Source organism: Campylobacter sp. 2014D-0258, from assembly GCF_008000495.1.
GTDB classification, from domain to species: domain Bacteria; phylum Campylobacterota; class Campylobacteria; order Campylobacterales; family Campylobacteraceae; genus Campylobacter_D; species Campylobacter_D jejuni.
Genome location: NZ_VOAR01000021.1, coordinates 171,730 through 188,087 on the forward strand (window position 1 = coordinate 171,730; position 16,358 = coordinate 188,087).

A 16,358-nucleotide genomic window follows, 5' to 3' on the forward strand; every position below is an offset into this window, starting at 1 on the left:
AAAATAACTTTAAAATATTAAAAACTTATTTTATTAAAGCTAGCCTGTAAATTCAGTAGTTTCATAGCCTATAGGTTTATCTACAAAACAAGATTTTTCTTTTAAAAATACAACTTCTATAGTTCCAACAGGTCCATTTCTATTTTTTCCAACAATAATTTCAGCATTTTCTTGCATAGGATTTGGTATAAAAAGCCTTTGATAAGCTTTGCCTTCAGCTTTAGCTTTATTCTCTCTTTCTTTTTCTTCTTGTTCTCTATAAACCTCATCGCGATATACAAACAAAATAGCATCCGCATCTTGCTCTATAGCTCCACTTTCTCGCAAATCACTCATCAAAGGACGCTTATTTGCCCTTTGCTCTAAGCCACGATTAAGTTGTGAAAGTGCGATAATAGGCATATCAAGCTCCCTAGCCAAAAGCTTAAGTCCTCTTGAAATTTCACTAACTTGCAAATGTCTATCATTAAAATTTGAATTACTCATCATAAGCCCTATATAGTCAATCACACAAAGTCCTATACTTTCATCTTGAGATTTTAAACGCCTTAAAATAGCCCTTACATCAGCAATAGTTGCATAACCACTATCGTAAATATATAATTTCTTTTGACTATAATCATTACAAGCATCTCCTAAACGCTCCCATTCATCATCATTTAAATCTGCAGTTAAAATTTTTTGCAAAGGAATGGAAGTTTTGGAAGATAGCATTCTTTGCATGATTTGAGTTGCAGGCATTTCAAGAGAAAACAAAGCCACGCCTTTTTTTTGTCTTAAAATCTTGTCAATGAAATTTAAACAAAGAGTTGTCTTTCCCATACCTGGGCGCGCAGCGATTATTATAAGTTCACCCCCTTTAAAACCTTTTGTCATTTTATTTAGACCTTCAAAACCTGTATCAAGCCCTATAATACCTTTATTTTCTAAAGTTTTTTGCTTTTTAAATTCTTCAAAAAGTTCTGATATTACCATATCAACATCTTTAATATCTCTAGAATTCACACGATTTGTAATGCTAAAAATTTCTTTACCAATTTCATCTGCGATTTCACTTACAGCACGATCTTCATTGATACGAGTTGGCAAAAGATGCGCAAAACTCAAGAGCTGTCTTTTTACAGACTTTTCCCGAAGTTCATTTACATAAGCAGGCAAATCTATCATAGAAGGAGTGGCAAGAATTTCTGCTAAAATTTGCTCATCTATTTTTTTATGTTTTCTTAAAAAACTTACAGAAATGGGCTCTTTGTTATTACTACAAGCTATAACCGCTTTAAAAATATCTTGGTGAGCTTTAAGACTAAAATCTTTTGGGCTAATATCACCTGCTATACTAGCATAAGCTTCTTCACTCATGATACAACTGCTTAAAATAGCTCGTTCTAAATCCAAGTCATAATACTCTTGCTGCACTAAATTTCCTTATAAGTATAAATTAATTCTAAAAATTCTATCTAAAAAAACTTAAATTATAAAACTTAATTTTTTTATAAATATTTAAAGTAATATTAGTTACAATTATAAATGTAATTTAATTACAAACAACAAACATTTCAAGGAGAACATTTGAAAAAATATTTATTTTCCTGTGTTTTAGCCTCCATTTTAACCCAATCAGCTACGGCTGTAGAATTTCAAGAAGGTTTTAGTGGAAATTTAAGCATAGGTGTGGGTGCAAGGGATATTAAAAGTAATATTTCAACCTTGGCAAACAACGATTATCTAAGCAGTCACAATGCTGATAATTCACACTCCTCTTTCATTCCTTTTATCGGTGCAGAACTTTACTATGGTAATCTTATAGATAATGATAGAATTTTTATTAAAAACTACAATGGAAGAGATATCAGCGGTATAGCTTTAGGCTACGAAAGAGCTTATTTAGAGCGTTTTAGCACTTCTTTTTCTGTAATTTCCTCTTTAAGAGAAAAAGCTTATGCAAATCCTTATGTAATAGGAAATAGAGAAGAAACTGATGTTGATAGATATGGTTTTAAAATCTCTCAACTTTATGAAAGTGATTTTGGGAAATTTACCACTTCATATTTATTTAGCAAAAACAAATATGATAAAGACACTATCGCACAAAGCTCTTTAAAAAGGGAAGGATATTATCACGAAATTGAATTAAACTATAATTATAGCTTATTAAACCTAGGACTAAATTATGATTACAATGATGCAGACGGAAAAGCTCAAAGCTATTCAAGATATGGTTTTAGTATAGGAACAAATTTGGCTTTTGCTAATGATTACATCTTCACTCCAAATTTAAATCTTAGCAAATATGAAGCAGTAGGAACTGATCCTATCTTCCACAAAAAACAAGATGGTAATATAGTTAAGCTTAATCTAAAAGTTGTTAAAAATCAATTTTTGGGTTATAACGGACTTTATGGTTTTGCAAATTATGGCATAGAAAAAAGAAATAGCGATATAGGATTTTATGATGAAACCTATCAAATTGTCCTAACTGGTATAGGATATAAATTCTAAAAATTATAAAAAAGCTCCTTTGATAAAATTTAAAAAAGATCTATCTCCTATAAAGATAGATCTTTAAAAATTCTTTTAAGAAAAATCCAAGCTAAAATCAAAACACAAAATTCAGCAAAAAATGGACTTAGCCATACTCCATTTAAACCCATAAAACAAGATAAAAACAAAAGAAAAAACAAAGGTATAAATAAATTTTGCGCCAAACTTAAAACCAAAGAAAAGCTTGCCTTATTAAAAGCTGTCAAAAAAGAACCACTTAGAACATTAAACCATGCAAAAAAATAATTAAAAGCAAAAAGCATCAAAGCTGTATAAGCAAAAGTTTTAAATTCTTGATTGTTTTCTTTTGTAAAAAGCGTGATTAAATTTTCTCCAAATATCAATATAAGCACTATAGAGAATAAAGATAAAAATCCCCCTGCAAAAAATACCACTTTTATAATAGCTTTGATTCTTGAAAAATCTTTTTTAGCATAGTTGTAACTAAGCGCAGGCTGCATTGCATCACCCATAGCAATAATAAGCATTATAATAAAACTATCAATATATAAAACTATAGAAAAGGCTGCCACGGCTTGAGTATCAGAAATTTTTAATAAAACAAAATTTGCAAAAATACTATACAAAGATCCTGAAATATTGCCAAAAAACTCACTGCTTCCGTTATAAAGAATATTTTTAAAAATTTTTAAATTCATATATAGGCTCGAAATTTTAAGCTCTAAATTTTGAAACAAGAAAGGAAAAATTCCAAAAATACCACCTAAAACAAGTCCCAAACAAGTTGCAAGAGCAGCTGAAAATAAGCCCCAACCCAACTCGACTATAAAAATATAATCAAGCACTATATTGCTTAATGCTATAATCACATTCATTACCATACTATAAGCAGTTTTTCCGCAAATTCTTAAATAATTATCCAAAGCAAAAGAAAGCATAGTAAAGGGTGCAAACAAAGCAAAAACAAACATACATTCTTTAGTCATCGTTTTAATCTCATCGCTAACATTTAAACAATCAATCAAAACAGGTCCTAAAAAATACTCCAAAATTCCAATAAAACAAGAGATTATAAAGATAATCAACATACTTGAGCTAAATATCTTTCTAGCTAAATTCTTCTTGCCTAAACCTAAATGCATAGAAATTTGCACTGCTGATCCTATGGCTATCATATCAGCCAAAGCAAAAGACATCATGATAAAGGGAATAATCAAGGCTAGTGCCGCTAAAGCATCACTTCCTAGATATTTTCCAACAAAAATTCCATCAACTATATAATAAAAAGAAATAAAAGCCATGCTTATAACATTTGGCACGGCACATTTTACAAAAAGCCTAAAAGGGCTTAAGGTGCTAAAAATACTTGACATAATAATCCTTAAAATATTTAAAATTAAAAATATTTTAAACCGCTAATAAAATGCCAAAAGTCCTAGTATGTAAGAATTTAAATAAAGTAATTTCGCAATAAGTTTATTAATATTTATTTTATTTTGCATATGAATTTTCTAGATTAAACTAAAATAAAAATTTAGCCCAAAGGCTAAATTTTAAAGCACAGAAAGAATTTTCACAGCGTCATTTAACCCTGTAACTATACTTGCTCCATTTTTAGTAGCAATATCTCCTGCTACAAAGATGCCTTTAACATTGCTTTGTTTGTTTTCATCCATTAAAGGCACGCCTTTATCATCAACATTAATCCCACATTTTTGTAAAAAATCAAGTGGAGTAGAACCACCAATAGCATAAATGATTCTATCATAAATATCGCTTGTACCATCGGTAAAATTTACTTTAGCTTTGCCATTATCATCTTCTACTTCATTAATGTCAATTCCTAGTTTTAACTCTACCTTACCCGAATTTCCAGCTTCGTGAATATCTTTAAGATTTATATCATTTAATCTTGTAAATTCTTTTTTACGATAACAAAGGCTAACTTGATTTGAATTTGCCAAATCCACAGCGTATTCTGCTGCTGAATTTCCGCCACCTACAACAAGAATTTTTTCATTTGCTAAAACTGAATTGGCATTAAAATTAATGATTTTTGTTAAAGTCATAGGAAGTTTGTAATCAGGTTTATTAGGTTTACCCATTCTACCTATAGCAACAATAATGTTTTTACACTCATAAACACCTTTAGCTGTACTTACTAAAAAAACTCCATTTTCATTTTTAACGCTCTCAACTTCAGAACCAAATTCAACTTCTATATTGTGCTCTTTTAAAGCGTTTTGAAAAGTTTCTATAGTGCTTTCTTTGGTGCCATCTTCAAAAGTAACATGTCCGTGATTGGTTCCTTCGCATCCCTTATAAGCTTTATCTACTCTTTTGCCATCCTTATAAAATTGCATTAAAGTTTGACAAATGTTATTTGATTTTTCTAGTATCAAAACTTCTTTGTTTTTAAGCTTGGCTTCAACTGCACAGCCTATCCCTGTTGGACCTGCACCTACTACAATTAAATCTATTTTTTTCATTTATATTTACCTTTCAATTCTAAATTTTTTTGTATAATTTATCAAGTTTTTTGTAAATAAAGGATTAAAAATGCGAAATTTGCTTGAAAATATTAAGAAAAATTCTCAAAAACTACTTAACTTAACACCCAAAGATAAAGAAAAAATTATTCTAAAATTAGCTCAAATTTTAAGAGAAAATTTCAAAATTATCCTAGAAGCAAATAAAAAAGATATGGCAAATTTCACAAAAAGCGGAGCAATGAAAGATAGGCTTTTGTTAGATGAAAAACGTATTTTAGCTCTTTGCGAAGGCCTAGAAAAAATCGCTTACATCGAAGATCCTATAGGCAAAATTTCTAAAGGCTGGAAAAATTATGCGGGTTTGAGCATACAAAAGATGAGTATTCCTTTAGGACTCATTTGTGTTATTTACGAAGCAAGGCCTAGTCTTAGCGCTGAAATCGCAGCTTTAATGATAAAAAGTTCCAATGCTTGTGTATTTAAAGGCGGAAGTGAAGCAAAATTTACAAATGAGGCTATATTTACTCTTGTTAATAAAGTACTTAAGGAATTTGATTTGCAAGATTGTTTTGCTATGTTTACTCAAAGAGATGAGATCTTGCAAATTCTAGCTTTTGATGATTTAATCGATGTGATCATACCTCGCGGAAGTTCAAACATGATACAAGAAATTGCAAACAATACCAAAATTCCTCTCATTAAGCAAAATAAAGGCTTGTGTCATGCTTTTGTAGATCAAAGTGCTAACTTAGATATGGCTTTAAAAATAATCCTTAATGCAAAGTGTCAAAGAGTAAGTGTTTGTAACGCTTTAGAAACGCTTTTAATCCATGAAAAAATTGCTAAAAATTTTATAAGTCTTTTAATACCTGAATTTGAAAAATTTAAGGTAAAAATTCACGCCCATGAAAATACTTTGGCTTATTTTAACAACTCAAATTTAGAAATTTTTAAAGCAAATGAAAATACCTTTGATACAGAATGGCTTGATTTTGCTTTAAGTGTAAAATTAGTAAAAGATTGCGATGAAGCTATAGAGCATATCAATAAACACAGCTCCTTGCATTCTGAAACCATTATCTCAAATGATGCTTCAAATATCGCTAAATTTCAACGCCTTATAAACTCATCTTGTATTTATGCTAATGCTTCAACGCGTTTTAGCGATGGAGGAGAATTTGGCTTTGGTGGAGAAGTTGGAATTTCAACCAGCAAATTGCATGCAAGAGGTCCTATGGGGATTGAAGATATTTGCACTTATAAATATATAATCAATGGGGAAGGACAAATTCGAGAGTGAATAAAATAGAAATACTAAAGCAACACTTTAAAGAAATTGCTAAATTAAATTCAAGCGAACAAGTTTGGCAAATGCCTTTTTTTGCGGCTTTAGGCGTAGGTATAGTTTTAGGGCTTAGTGTATTTTTTGGAAAATTAAACTATGGACTCATTGCCATGATAGGAGCTTTGTCTTTTTTATATGTTCCAAACACTCCTTTATATCATAGAATGGCTGTTGTGATGTGCTGTTCTTTTGGCATAGTTTCTAGTTTTTTCTTAGGAATTTTAACTCATTTTTTGCCTGCAATTTTTGCCTTCATCCCTATAGGAATTATGGCCATGGGAAGTTCTATTTTAATTAGATACTATAACATTGGTGCACCTGGATATTTTTTCTTTGTATTTTCTTGTGTTTTAGGAGCCTATTCTCCTTTTGAAGCTAAGGATTTTATCTTTTTAGTAGGTCTTGTTTTTCTTGGAGCAATGGTAGCTAATTTAATGGCTTTGTTATATTCTATCGTTGTGATTTATGGATTTAAAAATGCTTTACCTAGCGAAATTCCACCTAGAGAATATATAGGTTTTGATGCAGTTTTTGTGGATTCTTTGATCATGGGTTCTTTTGTGGCTTTTTCTATATTTATAGGAACTTTTTTAGAACTTGAAAGAAGTTATTGGATAGCCATTTCTTGTACAGCTATTATGCAAGGTGTAACTTTAAATTCTATATGGATTAAACAAATTCAACGCATCATAGGAACGGCCTTAGGAGTATGTTTTGCATGGTGGCTTTTATCTAAACAATTTCACGATATAGAGCTTATTTTACTTATGATGTCTTTGTTTTTTATAGGACAATTTTTAGTCAATCGAAACTATGCTTTAGCTATGATTTTCTTTACTCCTTATGCTACTTATCTTTCGGAAGCAGCTAATTTTATGAGTGAAAATGCAGATAAATTAATACTCGCTCGTTTAATTGATGTTGTAATAGGAAGCATTTTAGGGCTTTTAGGTGGTTTTGTGATTTACAAACCTTATCTAAGAGTGCATTTTGAACGCATTGCAAAATACATCTTTAGGATAAAACAAAAAGCTTAAAAGCCAAATAAAGCACAAGCATTATCCCCTAAAATTTGCTCTTGTTCTTTTTTAGATACGACAACTTCATTAAAAGCTACTAGAGCCGATGAAAAATTAACATTTGATTCAAAATTTGTATGTGGCCAATCGCTTCCAAAAACAAAATTGCTAAGTGGAAAATGTTCTTTTAAAATTTCATATATTTTCTTTGCAAATTTTACAGCTTGTTCATTATTAGCATAATCTATTTTTGCTCTATAAAAACCGCTAATTTTAAAAAATATTCTAGAGTTTTTTAAGCAAATTAAATCCTCTAAATTTGTTAAGTTTGCATTAGCTCTTGCTAAATGATCGATAACAATATTACAACCATAAGGAATTAAATTTTCAACAATATCAACAAGATTATTATCTAAATCTCTTTGAATTTCTATTTGCATTTTAAGCTTACTTAAATTTTCAAAAAATTGAGTCCAAACCATACTTTTAAAATTTGGCAATTCTTTGCCAATTAAATTTAATCTAACTCCACAAGCTTTTCTTTCTTTTAGTTTTTTAAGCTCATCAAATTTAATATTTTCATCAACCACAACTATAGCTTTTATATTTTCATCTTTTTCGATACTCTGAAGTAAAAATTCATTATCAACACCTAAAAAACTTGGCTGAACTAAAATCCCTTTATCAAAATCATAATGATCTAAATTTGCCTTATAATCTTTAAAACTAGCGTCATAATCAGGTTTATATCTTGCATTTGCAACCGTATTTAACTTTTTCAAAAATATATGTGCATGAGTATCAATCTTCATTAAATTATCCTTATAAAATAAAACTCATTATAATAGTGGCTAAAATCGCCGCTATAAATCCTATAGGCACAGCTTTAATAAGTAAATCTTTAAATAATTTTTCCTTATATTTGTCAGGACAAGATCCTAAAATTAGACTTCCTCCAGAAGAAAAAGGAGAAATAGCAGAAGCTTGAGCCCCTACAACAATACAAGAAAAAAGCAATGCCTCGCTTAATCCACTGCTTGCAGCAATGCTTGGAACTATAGGAAAAAGCGCTGGAGTAACCACACCCAAAGTACTTGAAAAAAGCGACATAAAAGCTGCAATAGCACACATTATTAACGGAATAAAAATCACATTGATCTCATTTTCTACAAGATCTGAAAATAATTTTATAACCCCTGCTTCAACTGCTATGCTAATTAACATCCCTACTCCACAAATCATTATCAAGGTTCCCCAAGGAATTAAAGCAACAACTTGTTTCTCATCGGCTAATTTTAAAAATAAAGCAATGGCAACAAAAATCATGGCTATCATGGCTATATCTATTTTTTTATTAAAATAACTAATTGTCTCATTATGTGGAAAAATAATATTTAGCACAGGAAAGATTAAAACAACAACAATCATCATAAACATGAGAATTAAAGTAGTTTTTTGTTTATAATCAAATGGATCAGGTTTTGAAATAACACTAATTTTTATATTATTTTTAAAAGCATTAAACACAAAAAAAGATAATACCACAATAGGCAAGATTATAGTAAAAGCAAAAATAATACTAGAATTTGCAAAAGCTTCATTTGCTTCAATGCCTGAATTTTCCATCAATCCTCGAAAAATAATCCCGCTTTGAGAAGTCATAAAATTTGCTCCTCCCAAAGCACCATAATTTATAGCCATAGCTCCAGCAATTTTGCTTAAACCGATTTTATCGCAAAGTAAAAAAGTAAGTGGTGCCATAAAAGCTAAAACTGTATAAAAACCTGCTCCTAAAGCAGCTATAATAGCACTAACCACAAAAATAACAAAAGGAAGCAAATAAGGATGATTAGCAAAACGATACATCAAATGTCCAGCTAATTTTTCAAGAGTTCCATTTACGGTTGCAAAATTATAAAACAATGAAACAGCAAAAATAACAAAAAATATAGAAATAGGCCAAAAAGCTATGATTTTTTTAGGAGCTAAATCCATAAAAAAAGCTCCTATAATATAAGCAAAAATCATAGCAAAAATTCCAACATTATGTCTAGTAATATAGCCCAAAATAATAGCCACTATAATACTAGAGATGATTAAAAAAACCATTATCATCCTTTAAAATATTATAGGGCTTATAATATCAAAAAATATATTTTTCAAAGCATAAAAACAAAATCTAAATTTAAAAAATATCTATTTAGTAACAAATTTACTCATCTTATGAAATTTTTATAAAATATCCACATCCATAGCAAGCAAAGCAAAGCTTCCTAGCCAATGCGACCCAAGATAATCATCTTCTATATGAGCTATGGCTTTATCAAAATGCTCTGTAGCATTGTTTCTTAAAAGAATTTTTAAATTTTCATCGCAAAAATTTGAAAGTATTTTAAAACACCAAGCACGACTTAAATTTAGCCCATCTAGATGTGCTATTTTACCATCGCTCCTATCACTCACACTCACAGGGGTAAATAAAGTTGCAGGCTCTTTTGCTTCTAAATTTGGCAAATATGCTTTAAAAAATTTTACAAAATCATTTTTAGGTAAAACAGCACTTAAAAGCACCGCTTCCATCAAAACAGGAGATAAAAACTCATCTCCACAAGGCTCTAAGGCTTGCATATTTTTATCATTTAAAAACCACTTTTTAGCACTTTGGATGATGCAATACTCCAATTCTTGATCTTTTTTAAATCTTGCATATTCTAAAGCAAAATACAAAGCAAAAGAGCTATTAAAATGAGTTCCAACTCGTATAGGATAATCCATCTTAGGCAAAAACTCCTTAAATTCTTTAACAAAAAAATCAGCTATGCCTTCTAAATTTTTAGCCCAAATTTCAGCTTTGTAATTTTCTTTGGCAAGTAAATTTATCTCCAAAGCCAGTTTTAAAAACCATCCCCATCCATAAGGTCTTTCAAAACCTTTGTGTGCAGGGTTTTGAAGATACTTAAGCTCTCCTTCTGCTTTTTCTTTGCTAAATTGAGAATCTAAGGCTTTGATGATTTCATCCTTTGGGGCAAAATGAGAAAAATCTTTTAAAATTTTCACCAAAAGCCAGTGAGAATGCACACTAGAATGCCAATCATAAGAACCATAAAATATAGGATACATAAGTTTTGGCGGTTTAATATCATTGATATCATTAAAAGAATGTGTAATTTTATTTGGCAATTCTCTAAAAATATTTTCTAGTGCAATAAAGCTAAATTGTTTTATAAATTTTTCCATTGTTTCTCCTTAAAATCTAAAAGCTAAAAAATACATTAAAAAGATATTAGCTACAAGCAAAACAAGTCCTGACATAAACTGGGCTTTAATTACGCCATTTTTATCATCTAAATTTAAAAGTGCCGCAGGAACTATATTAAAATTTGCAGCCATAGGCGTCATTAAAGTTCCGCAAAATCCACTAAGCATTCCAATCGCACCTATAATAGCAGGATTTGCATGCATTTGTATGATTAAAATCGGCAAAGCAATAGCAGCAGTAATCACAGGAAAGGCTGCAAAAGCATTGCCCATTACTATAGTAAAAAGCGCCATAGCAATACAATACACAGCTACTGCAATAAAAGCATTATCTAAACTAATATAACTAGATAAAAGTTTAGATACTTGATCGCCCATTCCCGTAGAAACAAAAACTACTCCAAGTGTAGCCAAAATTTGCGGTAAAAGCGCCGCCCAACTAATGTGATCCATAGTATGTGCTGCATCTTTAACGGCTCTTTTAGGAGAAGCCTTAAACATAAAACAAGCAACCACTGAAGAAATAATTATACCTATAATCAAAGCCATCAATGTAGCATTTTTATTTTCAAAAAAACTCAAATGGGGAAATAAAAAAGTCCCAATAAGTGTAATCAAAGGAACCATTAAAGCAGGAATAAAAAGTTTATTTTTATAAATATTTGCATGTTTTATCTCGTATTCTTTTTCTTCTTTGCTAACTTCGATCTTTGCTGGTTTTAATAAATTAAACCCTGCTATAAGTGCTAGTAAAATCACTATACAACCCATCACAAAATGAGGCAAAACTCCTGCTAGTAAAAAAGTAAAACTATAACTTATCCAAAATACCCCGCCGCTTATTCTTGATTTTATATCTTTAGCTTGATTAGAAAAACTTAAAATTCCAAAAACTAAAAATAAAATTCCTACAATATAATAAAGTAAATCAAGACTTATCATCACTCAACCCTTTATAAGTTTTTTCCAATCTTTTATCAAATAAATAAAGTCTAGAGCAATGGATAATTAAAGCCAAAATTCCAGTTGGTATAGCCCAAACTGATAAATGCAATGGCTCAACAATAATACCATTGCTCTCATAAAAAGCTTTAATAAATAAAATAGAATGCACGGCTATAAAAATATCCTCTCCAAAAAATACAGCAACATTATCCGTTCCCGCAGAAAAAGCTTTGATTTTTTGACTATCTTTATGTGTTAAGTTTTTAAATTTAAGCTTAGCTGCAGCTTCTGCCATAGGGGCTATTAAAGGTCTTATCATCTGCGCATGTCCGCCTAAAGATAAAAGCCCTAAAGCTGCAGTAACTTGTCTAAAAACAAAATAACACATTAAAATTCGTCCTGTACTGGCAACTTTTATTTTGGATATTAAATTTTTAGCCTGCTCTCTTAAGCCTTTGCGTTCCAAAACAGCAAGTAAAGGTAAAATAAGCCAAATTATAGCAACATAGCGATTATCTACAAAAGATTTTCCTATATCACTAACAACCTTAACAAAATCAAAACCTGAAACAAGTCCAGTATAAATTCCAACTGAAGTTACCACTAAAAAGGGGTTAATCTTTAAAGCAAAACCTAAAACAATCAAAGGTATAGAAGCAAGAAGTAACCATTCCATCAACCATCTCCACAATATGAATTAGAAATATTATAGAAATTTTAAATTAAAGAAAAGTTTAAAAAAATATTTTTAAGAATGGAATGAGAAATTAAGTAACAAAATAAATTTTATATAAATTTAAAAAAGCCTTGGAATAGTCCAAAAGCTTTTTTTTGTATTATTTGTTCGCTCTTTCTATATACTCACCACGCACAGTATCAACGCGTATAACTTCACCTTCTAACACATGAAAAGGAATTTGCACTACTGCGCCTGTTTCCAATGTAGCCGGTTTTTTATTTGATCCTTGAGTATCACCCTTAAAATTTGGAGCTGTTTCGATGATTTTGAGTTCAACAACTTGTGGAACTTCTACGCCGATAGCTTTACCATTATGGAAAAGCACATCTACCATCATACCATCAAGCATCCATTTTTTCGCCTCACCTACATCATCATCACTGATAGCTACTTGTTCATATGTTTGCGTATCCATAAATTGGCAATTTTCACCATCATCATAAAGATACTGCATAGTTTTATCTTCTAAATTTGGAGCTTCACATTTATCACCTGCATGGAAAGTTTTTTCAAGTACTTTACCATCAATAAAAGATTTGATTTTAATACGCACAAAAGCAGGACCTTTGCCTGGTTTTACATGCTGATACTCAACTATTTTAAAAGGAATTCCATCGATTTCTATTTTAAGTCCCTTTTTTAAATCACCCATTGAATAAGATGCCATAAATTTCCTTTGTTAAAAAATAAAAAACAATTTTATCAAATTTTGATTGATATCACAATAAAATTATTTTATTTGATGAAAAAATAAGTAAAATTACGTTAAAATCCAAATTTAAAGCATAGTAAATGCTCGCTTCTTTTTAGGAGAGGAAAGTCCGAGCTGCTAAAGACAAACATTCCATCTAACAGATGGCTAGGGTAACCTAAGGGATAGTGCAACAGAAAGAAAACTACCACGCAAGTGGAAAAGGTGAAACGGCGGGGTAAAAGCCCACCAGCGATTTTGGTAACAATTTCGGCTATGTAAACCCAATGTGCAGCAAGAAGGGATGGTTAGCGTCTTTGTTTTAACCCTTCGCTTGATTTTGTTTGCAAAAACAAAACTAGATAAATGAGCATTCAAGACAGAACTCGGCTTATCGCTATGCTTTTTTAAGATTTAAAATATGTCAACGCTTTTTGAAATTTTTGAATTTCAACAGCTTTTGTTTTTTTCTTTTGTTCAATCAGTATAACAGCTTCTTGCAAAAGAGCTTGAACTTGATAAAATACATCATTTGCATTTTCTTTTAAAAAATCTTCTGAAGGCGATTCTTTGGCTAAATTTTTAATAAAAGCTTTCATATCAAGTTCATCAAGTAAATTTTCAAGTTTATTGACATCTTCTTGGATTAATGCAAGTTTAAAATCACTGAGCCACTGTTTCATTGTTATGCACTTCTCTCCAAGCTTCTAGCAAACCTTTGGTTACATTTATAACTTCATTGATTCTATCTTCGTTATTTTCTAAATTTGCCAAAGATAAAAGTTGAATTTCTCTTGTATAAAGCCCGCTTAAATAATGTGCCACTTCTCCGCCTTTTTCATAGTTTAAAGTATTAATAAGCTCTATAAAAATAGCCGTGGTTTTTTTTACAAAATACACTCTTTGTTCTATATCTTCATTTCTTATGGCTACTTTAGCTCTTGCACAAAAACGCAAAATTCCCTCATAAAGCATTTCAATAAGTTTTTGCGGAGACTCTATCCCCGCTTGATTTTGAGAATAAGCATTATAAGCTAAATTATTTTGCATCTTTTTTATCCTTAATTATTAGAATTGTTTGCCGCATTAATCATATTAGTTACAGTATTTAGCTGTTGATTGAGTTTATTTAAAATACTCTCATATTGCAACCATTGATTCGCCATTGTATCATATCTTGTATCAATCATAGCCTGAGTTGAGTCTTTAGAGGTATTTAATGATTTAATATCATTTGTCAAACTCTCATCATATTTTGTAATTGAACCATCTTTTCCAGTCATCTCTTGCAACGTGGCTTTTAATTTTGAAAAAATACCTTTACCTTCTATAGGTTTAGAGGTTATATTTACATCAGACAAACCTAATTCCTGAAGAATGGTAGCATTTCCTTTGATGGAAAAATCCGAACTACCATCTCCACTAAAATTCAACTTAAACCCTTTAACACCGTTTTGATCATAGGATTCAACCTTAACTTTTAAACCTTCAATACCTTTGCTGTTTATATGATTAGCTAAATTTTGAAGCAATTCTTCCTCTGTTTTTCCTGTTAATTTAAAATTAGTACCATCAGAATTTTTAGATAAATCATATGTTTGATTATTAAAAACTATAGTAAAATCTCCTGGTTTAAAATCTAAACCTTTATTGCCAGTGCCACTAGAATCAAGATATTGATTCAAACTTCCCTGCTTAATTACTTCTCCTGTGTGATTAATGTCTTCGTATTTAGTAATATTTGAAAAAAAACTTTCAGTAGAGTCTGGATCTTCTTTAACTTTTTGTTCAAATTTAGAAGAATCAAAACTCAAAGTGCCTGCATCATTTAAACTTAAGCCAAAATCCTGCATAGAAAGCATAACCTTAGTGTTCACTTTATTACCATTTGCATCTTCAGTAGTTCCATCAACAACTTGAGAATCAAACAAATCAGCAAGAATGCTTGAGCGTATTGAATTTACTTCACTGATGCCTTGTAAAGTTCCTTTTGTTCCAGTTTCGCTATTATAGTCAGTTGCAGCATTAAGATTGGTTACTAAATCATTATAAGCATCCACCAAATCTTGCATAGCTTTTGTCACACCTTCAAAATCTTGCTGTACATCAAAATTAATTTCACCTGTTTTATTTAAAGTTAAAGTCATTCCTACACCAAGATCGGTAACAGTATTACTTGATCTAAACATCTTAATACCATCAAGTGTAAATTCTGCATTTTGCGCAGTTTGGATATGCAAAGAAGCATCCTTAATACCATAACCTTTTTTATCCTTAGCTGGATCAATAGTCTGAGTCGTTGTATCTAATTCCCATCCAAGATTTTTGAATATTGTTTCTGCATTTGGATCGTTTTTATACGCACCATTCGAATCTTTTTTTCCCGCATAGAAACTTATCGCACTGTCTTCGCCTGTTTCTTTACTGGTTAAAGTTAAGCGGTAAGGAGTGCCTTTCTCTCCTGTGTTTACAATCTTAGCGACAATCTCTCCTCCACTAGCTTCATTAATTTTATCAGCTAAATCTCTATAGGTTGTGTTTTTATCTACCGTAACAGTATATTCTTTGCCATTTGAAAAAAAAGTAAGATCGGTGGTTCCAGTTAAATTTGCATTAATAAAACCACCATCATTTGCTAATCCTTTGCTTTGATACACATCTTTTTGTGCAAGTTGAGTAACATTGATATTCATGCTTTGTAAAGCAACACCCGAATTAACTGTAAGACTTGCTGGAGGATTATCGCTAATACTTCCTACAACTTTTCTTTTCGCAAAAACCGTAGCATCGGCTAATGATGAAACAGCCGTCTGAAAACTTAGTAATTTAGTTTTGATTTCTGTTAAATCTTTTTGTTTGGTTGTATTTTCTTCAATTTTTTTAGTATAAGGATCAATACGAGCTTTTTGCTCTGCTTCTTTTAATTTATCTATAGTATCTTGAGTTAAAACCCCAGAACCAAATCCTAAACTAGATAGACTACCAAATGCCATTTTTAACTCTCCTTATCAAATATCATTCCTATCACATCCCTAAAATACTCAGCTAATCTCATAGCTTCTTCACTAGGAATTTGACGGATTTCCCTTCCAGTGCTTTTTTCAGTCACGCTAATATACATAGAACCGATTTTATCACTATAACCAAAACGAACATTGGTATCTAGAGAATCCATTTGCTCATTTAACTTTTTTGTAATATCAGCCAACTTTTCACTCACACCTCGTTGCTGTCCATCATCGCCTTCTTGGCCTTGACTTCTATCGGTTTGAATGTTTAAACTAGCCTGTGTCTCACTTGTTCTTTGGCTAATGTTTGCCAAAGCTGTATCCATTTGCCCATTTGCCTTCGATATTTCCATTTTAAA

The 16,358-nt window shown here is 30.8% G+C and carries 16 protein-coding genes and 1 other RNA gene; 4 read left to right on the forward strand and 13 right to left on the reverse strand.

Translation table 11 applies throughout. The annotated features are described in order from the left end of the window. Window positions 1-39: 39 nt before the first annotated feature. Entirely contained in the window at window positions 40-1,416 is a 1,377-nt protein-coding gene (locus SR62_RS04130; protein WP_002869960.1) for a replicative DNA helicase, read from the reverse strand. A 153-nt stretch (window positions 1,417-1,569) separates the two neighbouring features. Here SR62_RS04130 and SR62_RS04135 point away from each other — a divergent pair, with 153 nt between their 5' ends. Next, window positions 1,570-2,499, forward strand: a complete 930-nt coding sequence (locus tag SR62_RS04135) for a DUF2860 family protein (protein WP_060810128.1) — start codon at window positions 1,570-1,572, stop codon at window positions 2,497-2,499. A 47-nt stretch (window positions 2,500-2,546) separates the two neighbouring features. Here the strand turns inward: SR62_RS04135 and SR62_RS04140 are convergent, their stop codons facing one another. Together SR62_RS04140 and SR62_RS04145 are read right to left on the reverse strand one after the other, a co-directional pair. Then, a complete protein-coding gene (locus tag SR62_RS04140; protein WP_002869959.1) occupies window positions 2,547-3,875 on the reverse strand; it encodes an MATE family efflux transporter in 1,329 nt (442 codons plus the stop codon). 180 nt (window positions 3,876-4,055) lie between these two features. Beyond that, window positions 4,056-4,991, reverse strand: coding sequence for an NAD(P)-binding domain-containing protein (locus tag SR62_RS04145; protein ID WP_060810129.1), 936 nt, complete (start codon window positions 4,989-4,991; stop codon window positions 4,056-4,058). Window positions 4,992-5,061: 70 nt separating this feature from the next. Here SR62_RS04145 and SR62_RS04150 point away from each other — a divergent pair, with 70 nt between their 5' ends. Next, window positions 5,062-6,294, forward strand: a complete 1,233-nt coding sequence (locus tag SR62_RS04150; RefSeq protein WP_147502274.1) for a glutamate-5-semialdehyde dehydrogenase — start codon at window positions 5,062-5,064, stop codon at window positions 6,292-6,294. Then, window positions 6,291-7,376, forward strand: a complete 1,086-nt coding sequence (locus SR62_RS04155) for an FUSC family protein (protein WP_002859081.1) — start codon at window positions 6,291-6,293, stop codon at window positions 7,374-7,376. The genes SR62_RS04150 and SR62_RS04155 overlap by 4 nt, the downstream gene beginning before the upstream one ends. Here the strand turns inward: SR62_RS04155 and SR62_RS04160 are convergent. The 6 genes from SR62_RS04160 to efp form a co-directional block, all read right to left on the reverse strand. Further along, window positions 7,373-8,170: an amidohydrolase family protein gene (locus tag SR62_RS04160; RefSeq protein ID WP_002887670.1), complete on the reverse strand. Its 798-nt coding sequence runs from the start codon at window positions 8,168-8,170 to the stop codon at window positions 7,373-7,375. The two genes, SR62_RS04155 and SR62_RS04160, sit on opposite strands and share 4 nt — an antisense overlap. A gap of 10 nt (window positions 8,171-8,180) precedes the next feature. Further along, window positions 8,181-9,473 (reverse strand): SLC13 family permease, encoded by a 1,293-nt coding sequence (locus tag SR62_RS04165; RefSeq protein ID WP_079263821.1) that lies wholly within the window; start codon window positions 9,471-9,473, stop codon window positions 8,181-8,183. A gap of 117 nt (window positions 9,474-9,590) precedes the next feature. Then, window positions 9,591-10,595, reverse strand: coding sequence for a DUF2891 domain-containing protein (locus SR62_RS04170; RefSeq protein WP_002877604.1), 1,005 nt, complete (start codon window positions 10,593-10,595; stop codon window positions 9,591-9,593). A 9-nt stretch (window positions 10,596-10,604) separates the two neighbouring features. After that, the gene (locus tag SR62_RS04175) at window positions 10,605-11,558 is read right to left on the reverse strand and encodes a DUF979 domain-containing protein (RefSeq protein ID WP_002877608.1); all 954 of its coding nucleotides are present in this window, start codon (window positions 11,556-11,558) and stop codon (window positions 10,605-10,607) included. Next, window positions 11,545-12,237, reverse strand: coding sequence for a DUF969 domain-containing protein (locus tag SR62_RS04180; RefSeq protein WP_002877610.1), 693 nt, complete (start codon window positions 12,235-12,237; stop codon window positions 11,545-11,547). Before SR62_RS04180 ends, SR62_RS04175 begins: the two co-directional genes overlap by 14 nt. Before the next feature lie 160 nt (window positions 12,238-12,397). After that, window positions 12,398-12,967: an elongation factor P gene (efp, locus tag SR62_RS04185; RefSeq protein ID WP_002855210.1), complete on the reverse strand. Its 570-nt coding sequence runs from the start codon at window positions 12,965-12,967 to the stop codon at window positions 12,398-12,400. Between the two features lie 113 nt (window positions 12,968-13,080). On the opposite strand from efp, the gene rnpB reads away from it, so the two are divergent. After that, an RNA gene (gene rnpB / locus SR62_RS04190) (RNase P RNA component class A) lies at window positions 13,081-13,401 on the forward strand. Here the strand turns inward: rnpB and SR62_RS04195 are convergent. From SR62_RS04195 to SR62_RS04210, 4 genes are read right to left on the reverse strand one after another with little or no spacing between them, the layout of a single operon-like run. Continuing rightward, complete coding sequence (locus SR62_RS04195; RefSeq protein ID WP_002776186.1) at window positions 13,399-13,674, reverse strand: hypothetical protein; 276 nt, start codon at window positions 13,672-13,674, stop codon at window positions 13,399-13,401. The genes rnpB and SR62_RS04195 overlap by 3 nt on opposite strands. Then, entirely contained in the window at window positions 13,655-14,041 is a 387-nt protein-coding gene (gene fliS, locus SR62_RS04200; RefSeq protein ID WP_002877619.1) for a flagellar export chaperone FliS, read from the reverse strand. The genes SR62_RS04195 and fliS overlap by 20 nt, the downstream gene beginning before the upstream one ends. Window positions 14,042-14,052: 11 nt before the next feature. After that, window positions 14,053-15,984, reverse strand: a complete 1,932-nt coding sequence (fliD, locus tag SR62_RS04205; protein ID WP_002892358.1) for a flagellar filament capping protein FliD — start codon at window positions 15,982-15,984, stop codon at window positions 14,053-14,055. A gap of 2 nt (window positions 15,985-15,986) precedes the next feature. After that, entirely contained in the window at window positions 15,987-16,352 is a 366-nt protein-coding gene (locus tag SR62_RS04210; protein WP_002776146.1) for a FlaG family protein, read from the reverse strand. Between the last annotated feature and the right edge of the window lie 6 nt (window positions 16,353-16,358).

Coding starts and splice junctions, on each gene's coding strand:
- SR62_RS04150 (WP_147502274.1), top strand. CDS start 5,062: ATGCGAAATTTGCTTGAAAATATTAAGAAAAATTCTCAAAAACTACTT.
- fliS (WP_002877619.1), bottom strand. CDS start 14,041: ATGCAAAATAATTTAGCTTATAATGCTTATTCTCAAAATCAAGCGGGG.
- fliD (WP_002892358.1), bottom strand. CDS start 15,984: ATGGCATTTGGTAGTCTATCTAGTTTAGGATTTGGTTCTGGGGTTTTA.
- SR62_RS04170 (WP_002877604.1), bottom strand. CDS start 10,595: ATGGAAAAATTTATAAAACAATTTAGCTTTATTGCACTAGAAAATATT.
- SR62_RS04195 (WP_002776186.1), bottom strand. CDS start 13,674: ATGAAACAGTGGCTCAGTGATTTTAAACTTGCATTAATCCAAGAAGAT.
- SR62_RS04140 (WP_002869959.1), bottom strand. CDS start 3,875: ATGTCAAGTATTTTTAGCACCTTAAGCCCTTTTAGGCTTTTTGTAAAA.
- SR62_RS04210 (WP_002776146.1), bottom strand. CDS start 16,352: ATGGAAATATCGAAGGCAAATGGGCAAATGGATACAGCTTTGGCAAAC.
- SR62_RS04165 (WP_079263821.1), bottom strand. CDS start 9,473: ATGATAATGGTTTTTTTAATCATCTCTAGTATTATAGTGGCTATTATT.
- SR62_RS04180 (WP_002877610.1), bottom strand. CDS start 12,237: ATGGAATGGTTACTTCTTGCTTCTATACCTTTGATTGTTTTAGGTTTT.
- SR62_RS04160 (WP_002887670.1), bottom strand. CDS start 8,170: ATGAAGATTGATACTCATGCACATATATTTTTGAAAAAGTTAAATACG.
- efp (WP_002855210.1), bottom strand. CDS start 12,967: ATGGCATCTTATTCAATGGGTGATTTAAAAAAGGGACTTAAAATAGAA.
- SR62_RS04175 (WP_002877608.1), bottom strand. CDS start 11,558: ATGATAAGTCTTGATTTACTTTATTATATTGTAGGAATTTTATTTTTA.
- SR62_RS04145 (WP_060810129.1), bottom strand. CDS start 4,991: ATGAAAAAAATAGATTTAATTGTAGTAGGTGCAGGTCCAACAGGGATA.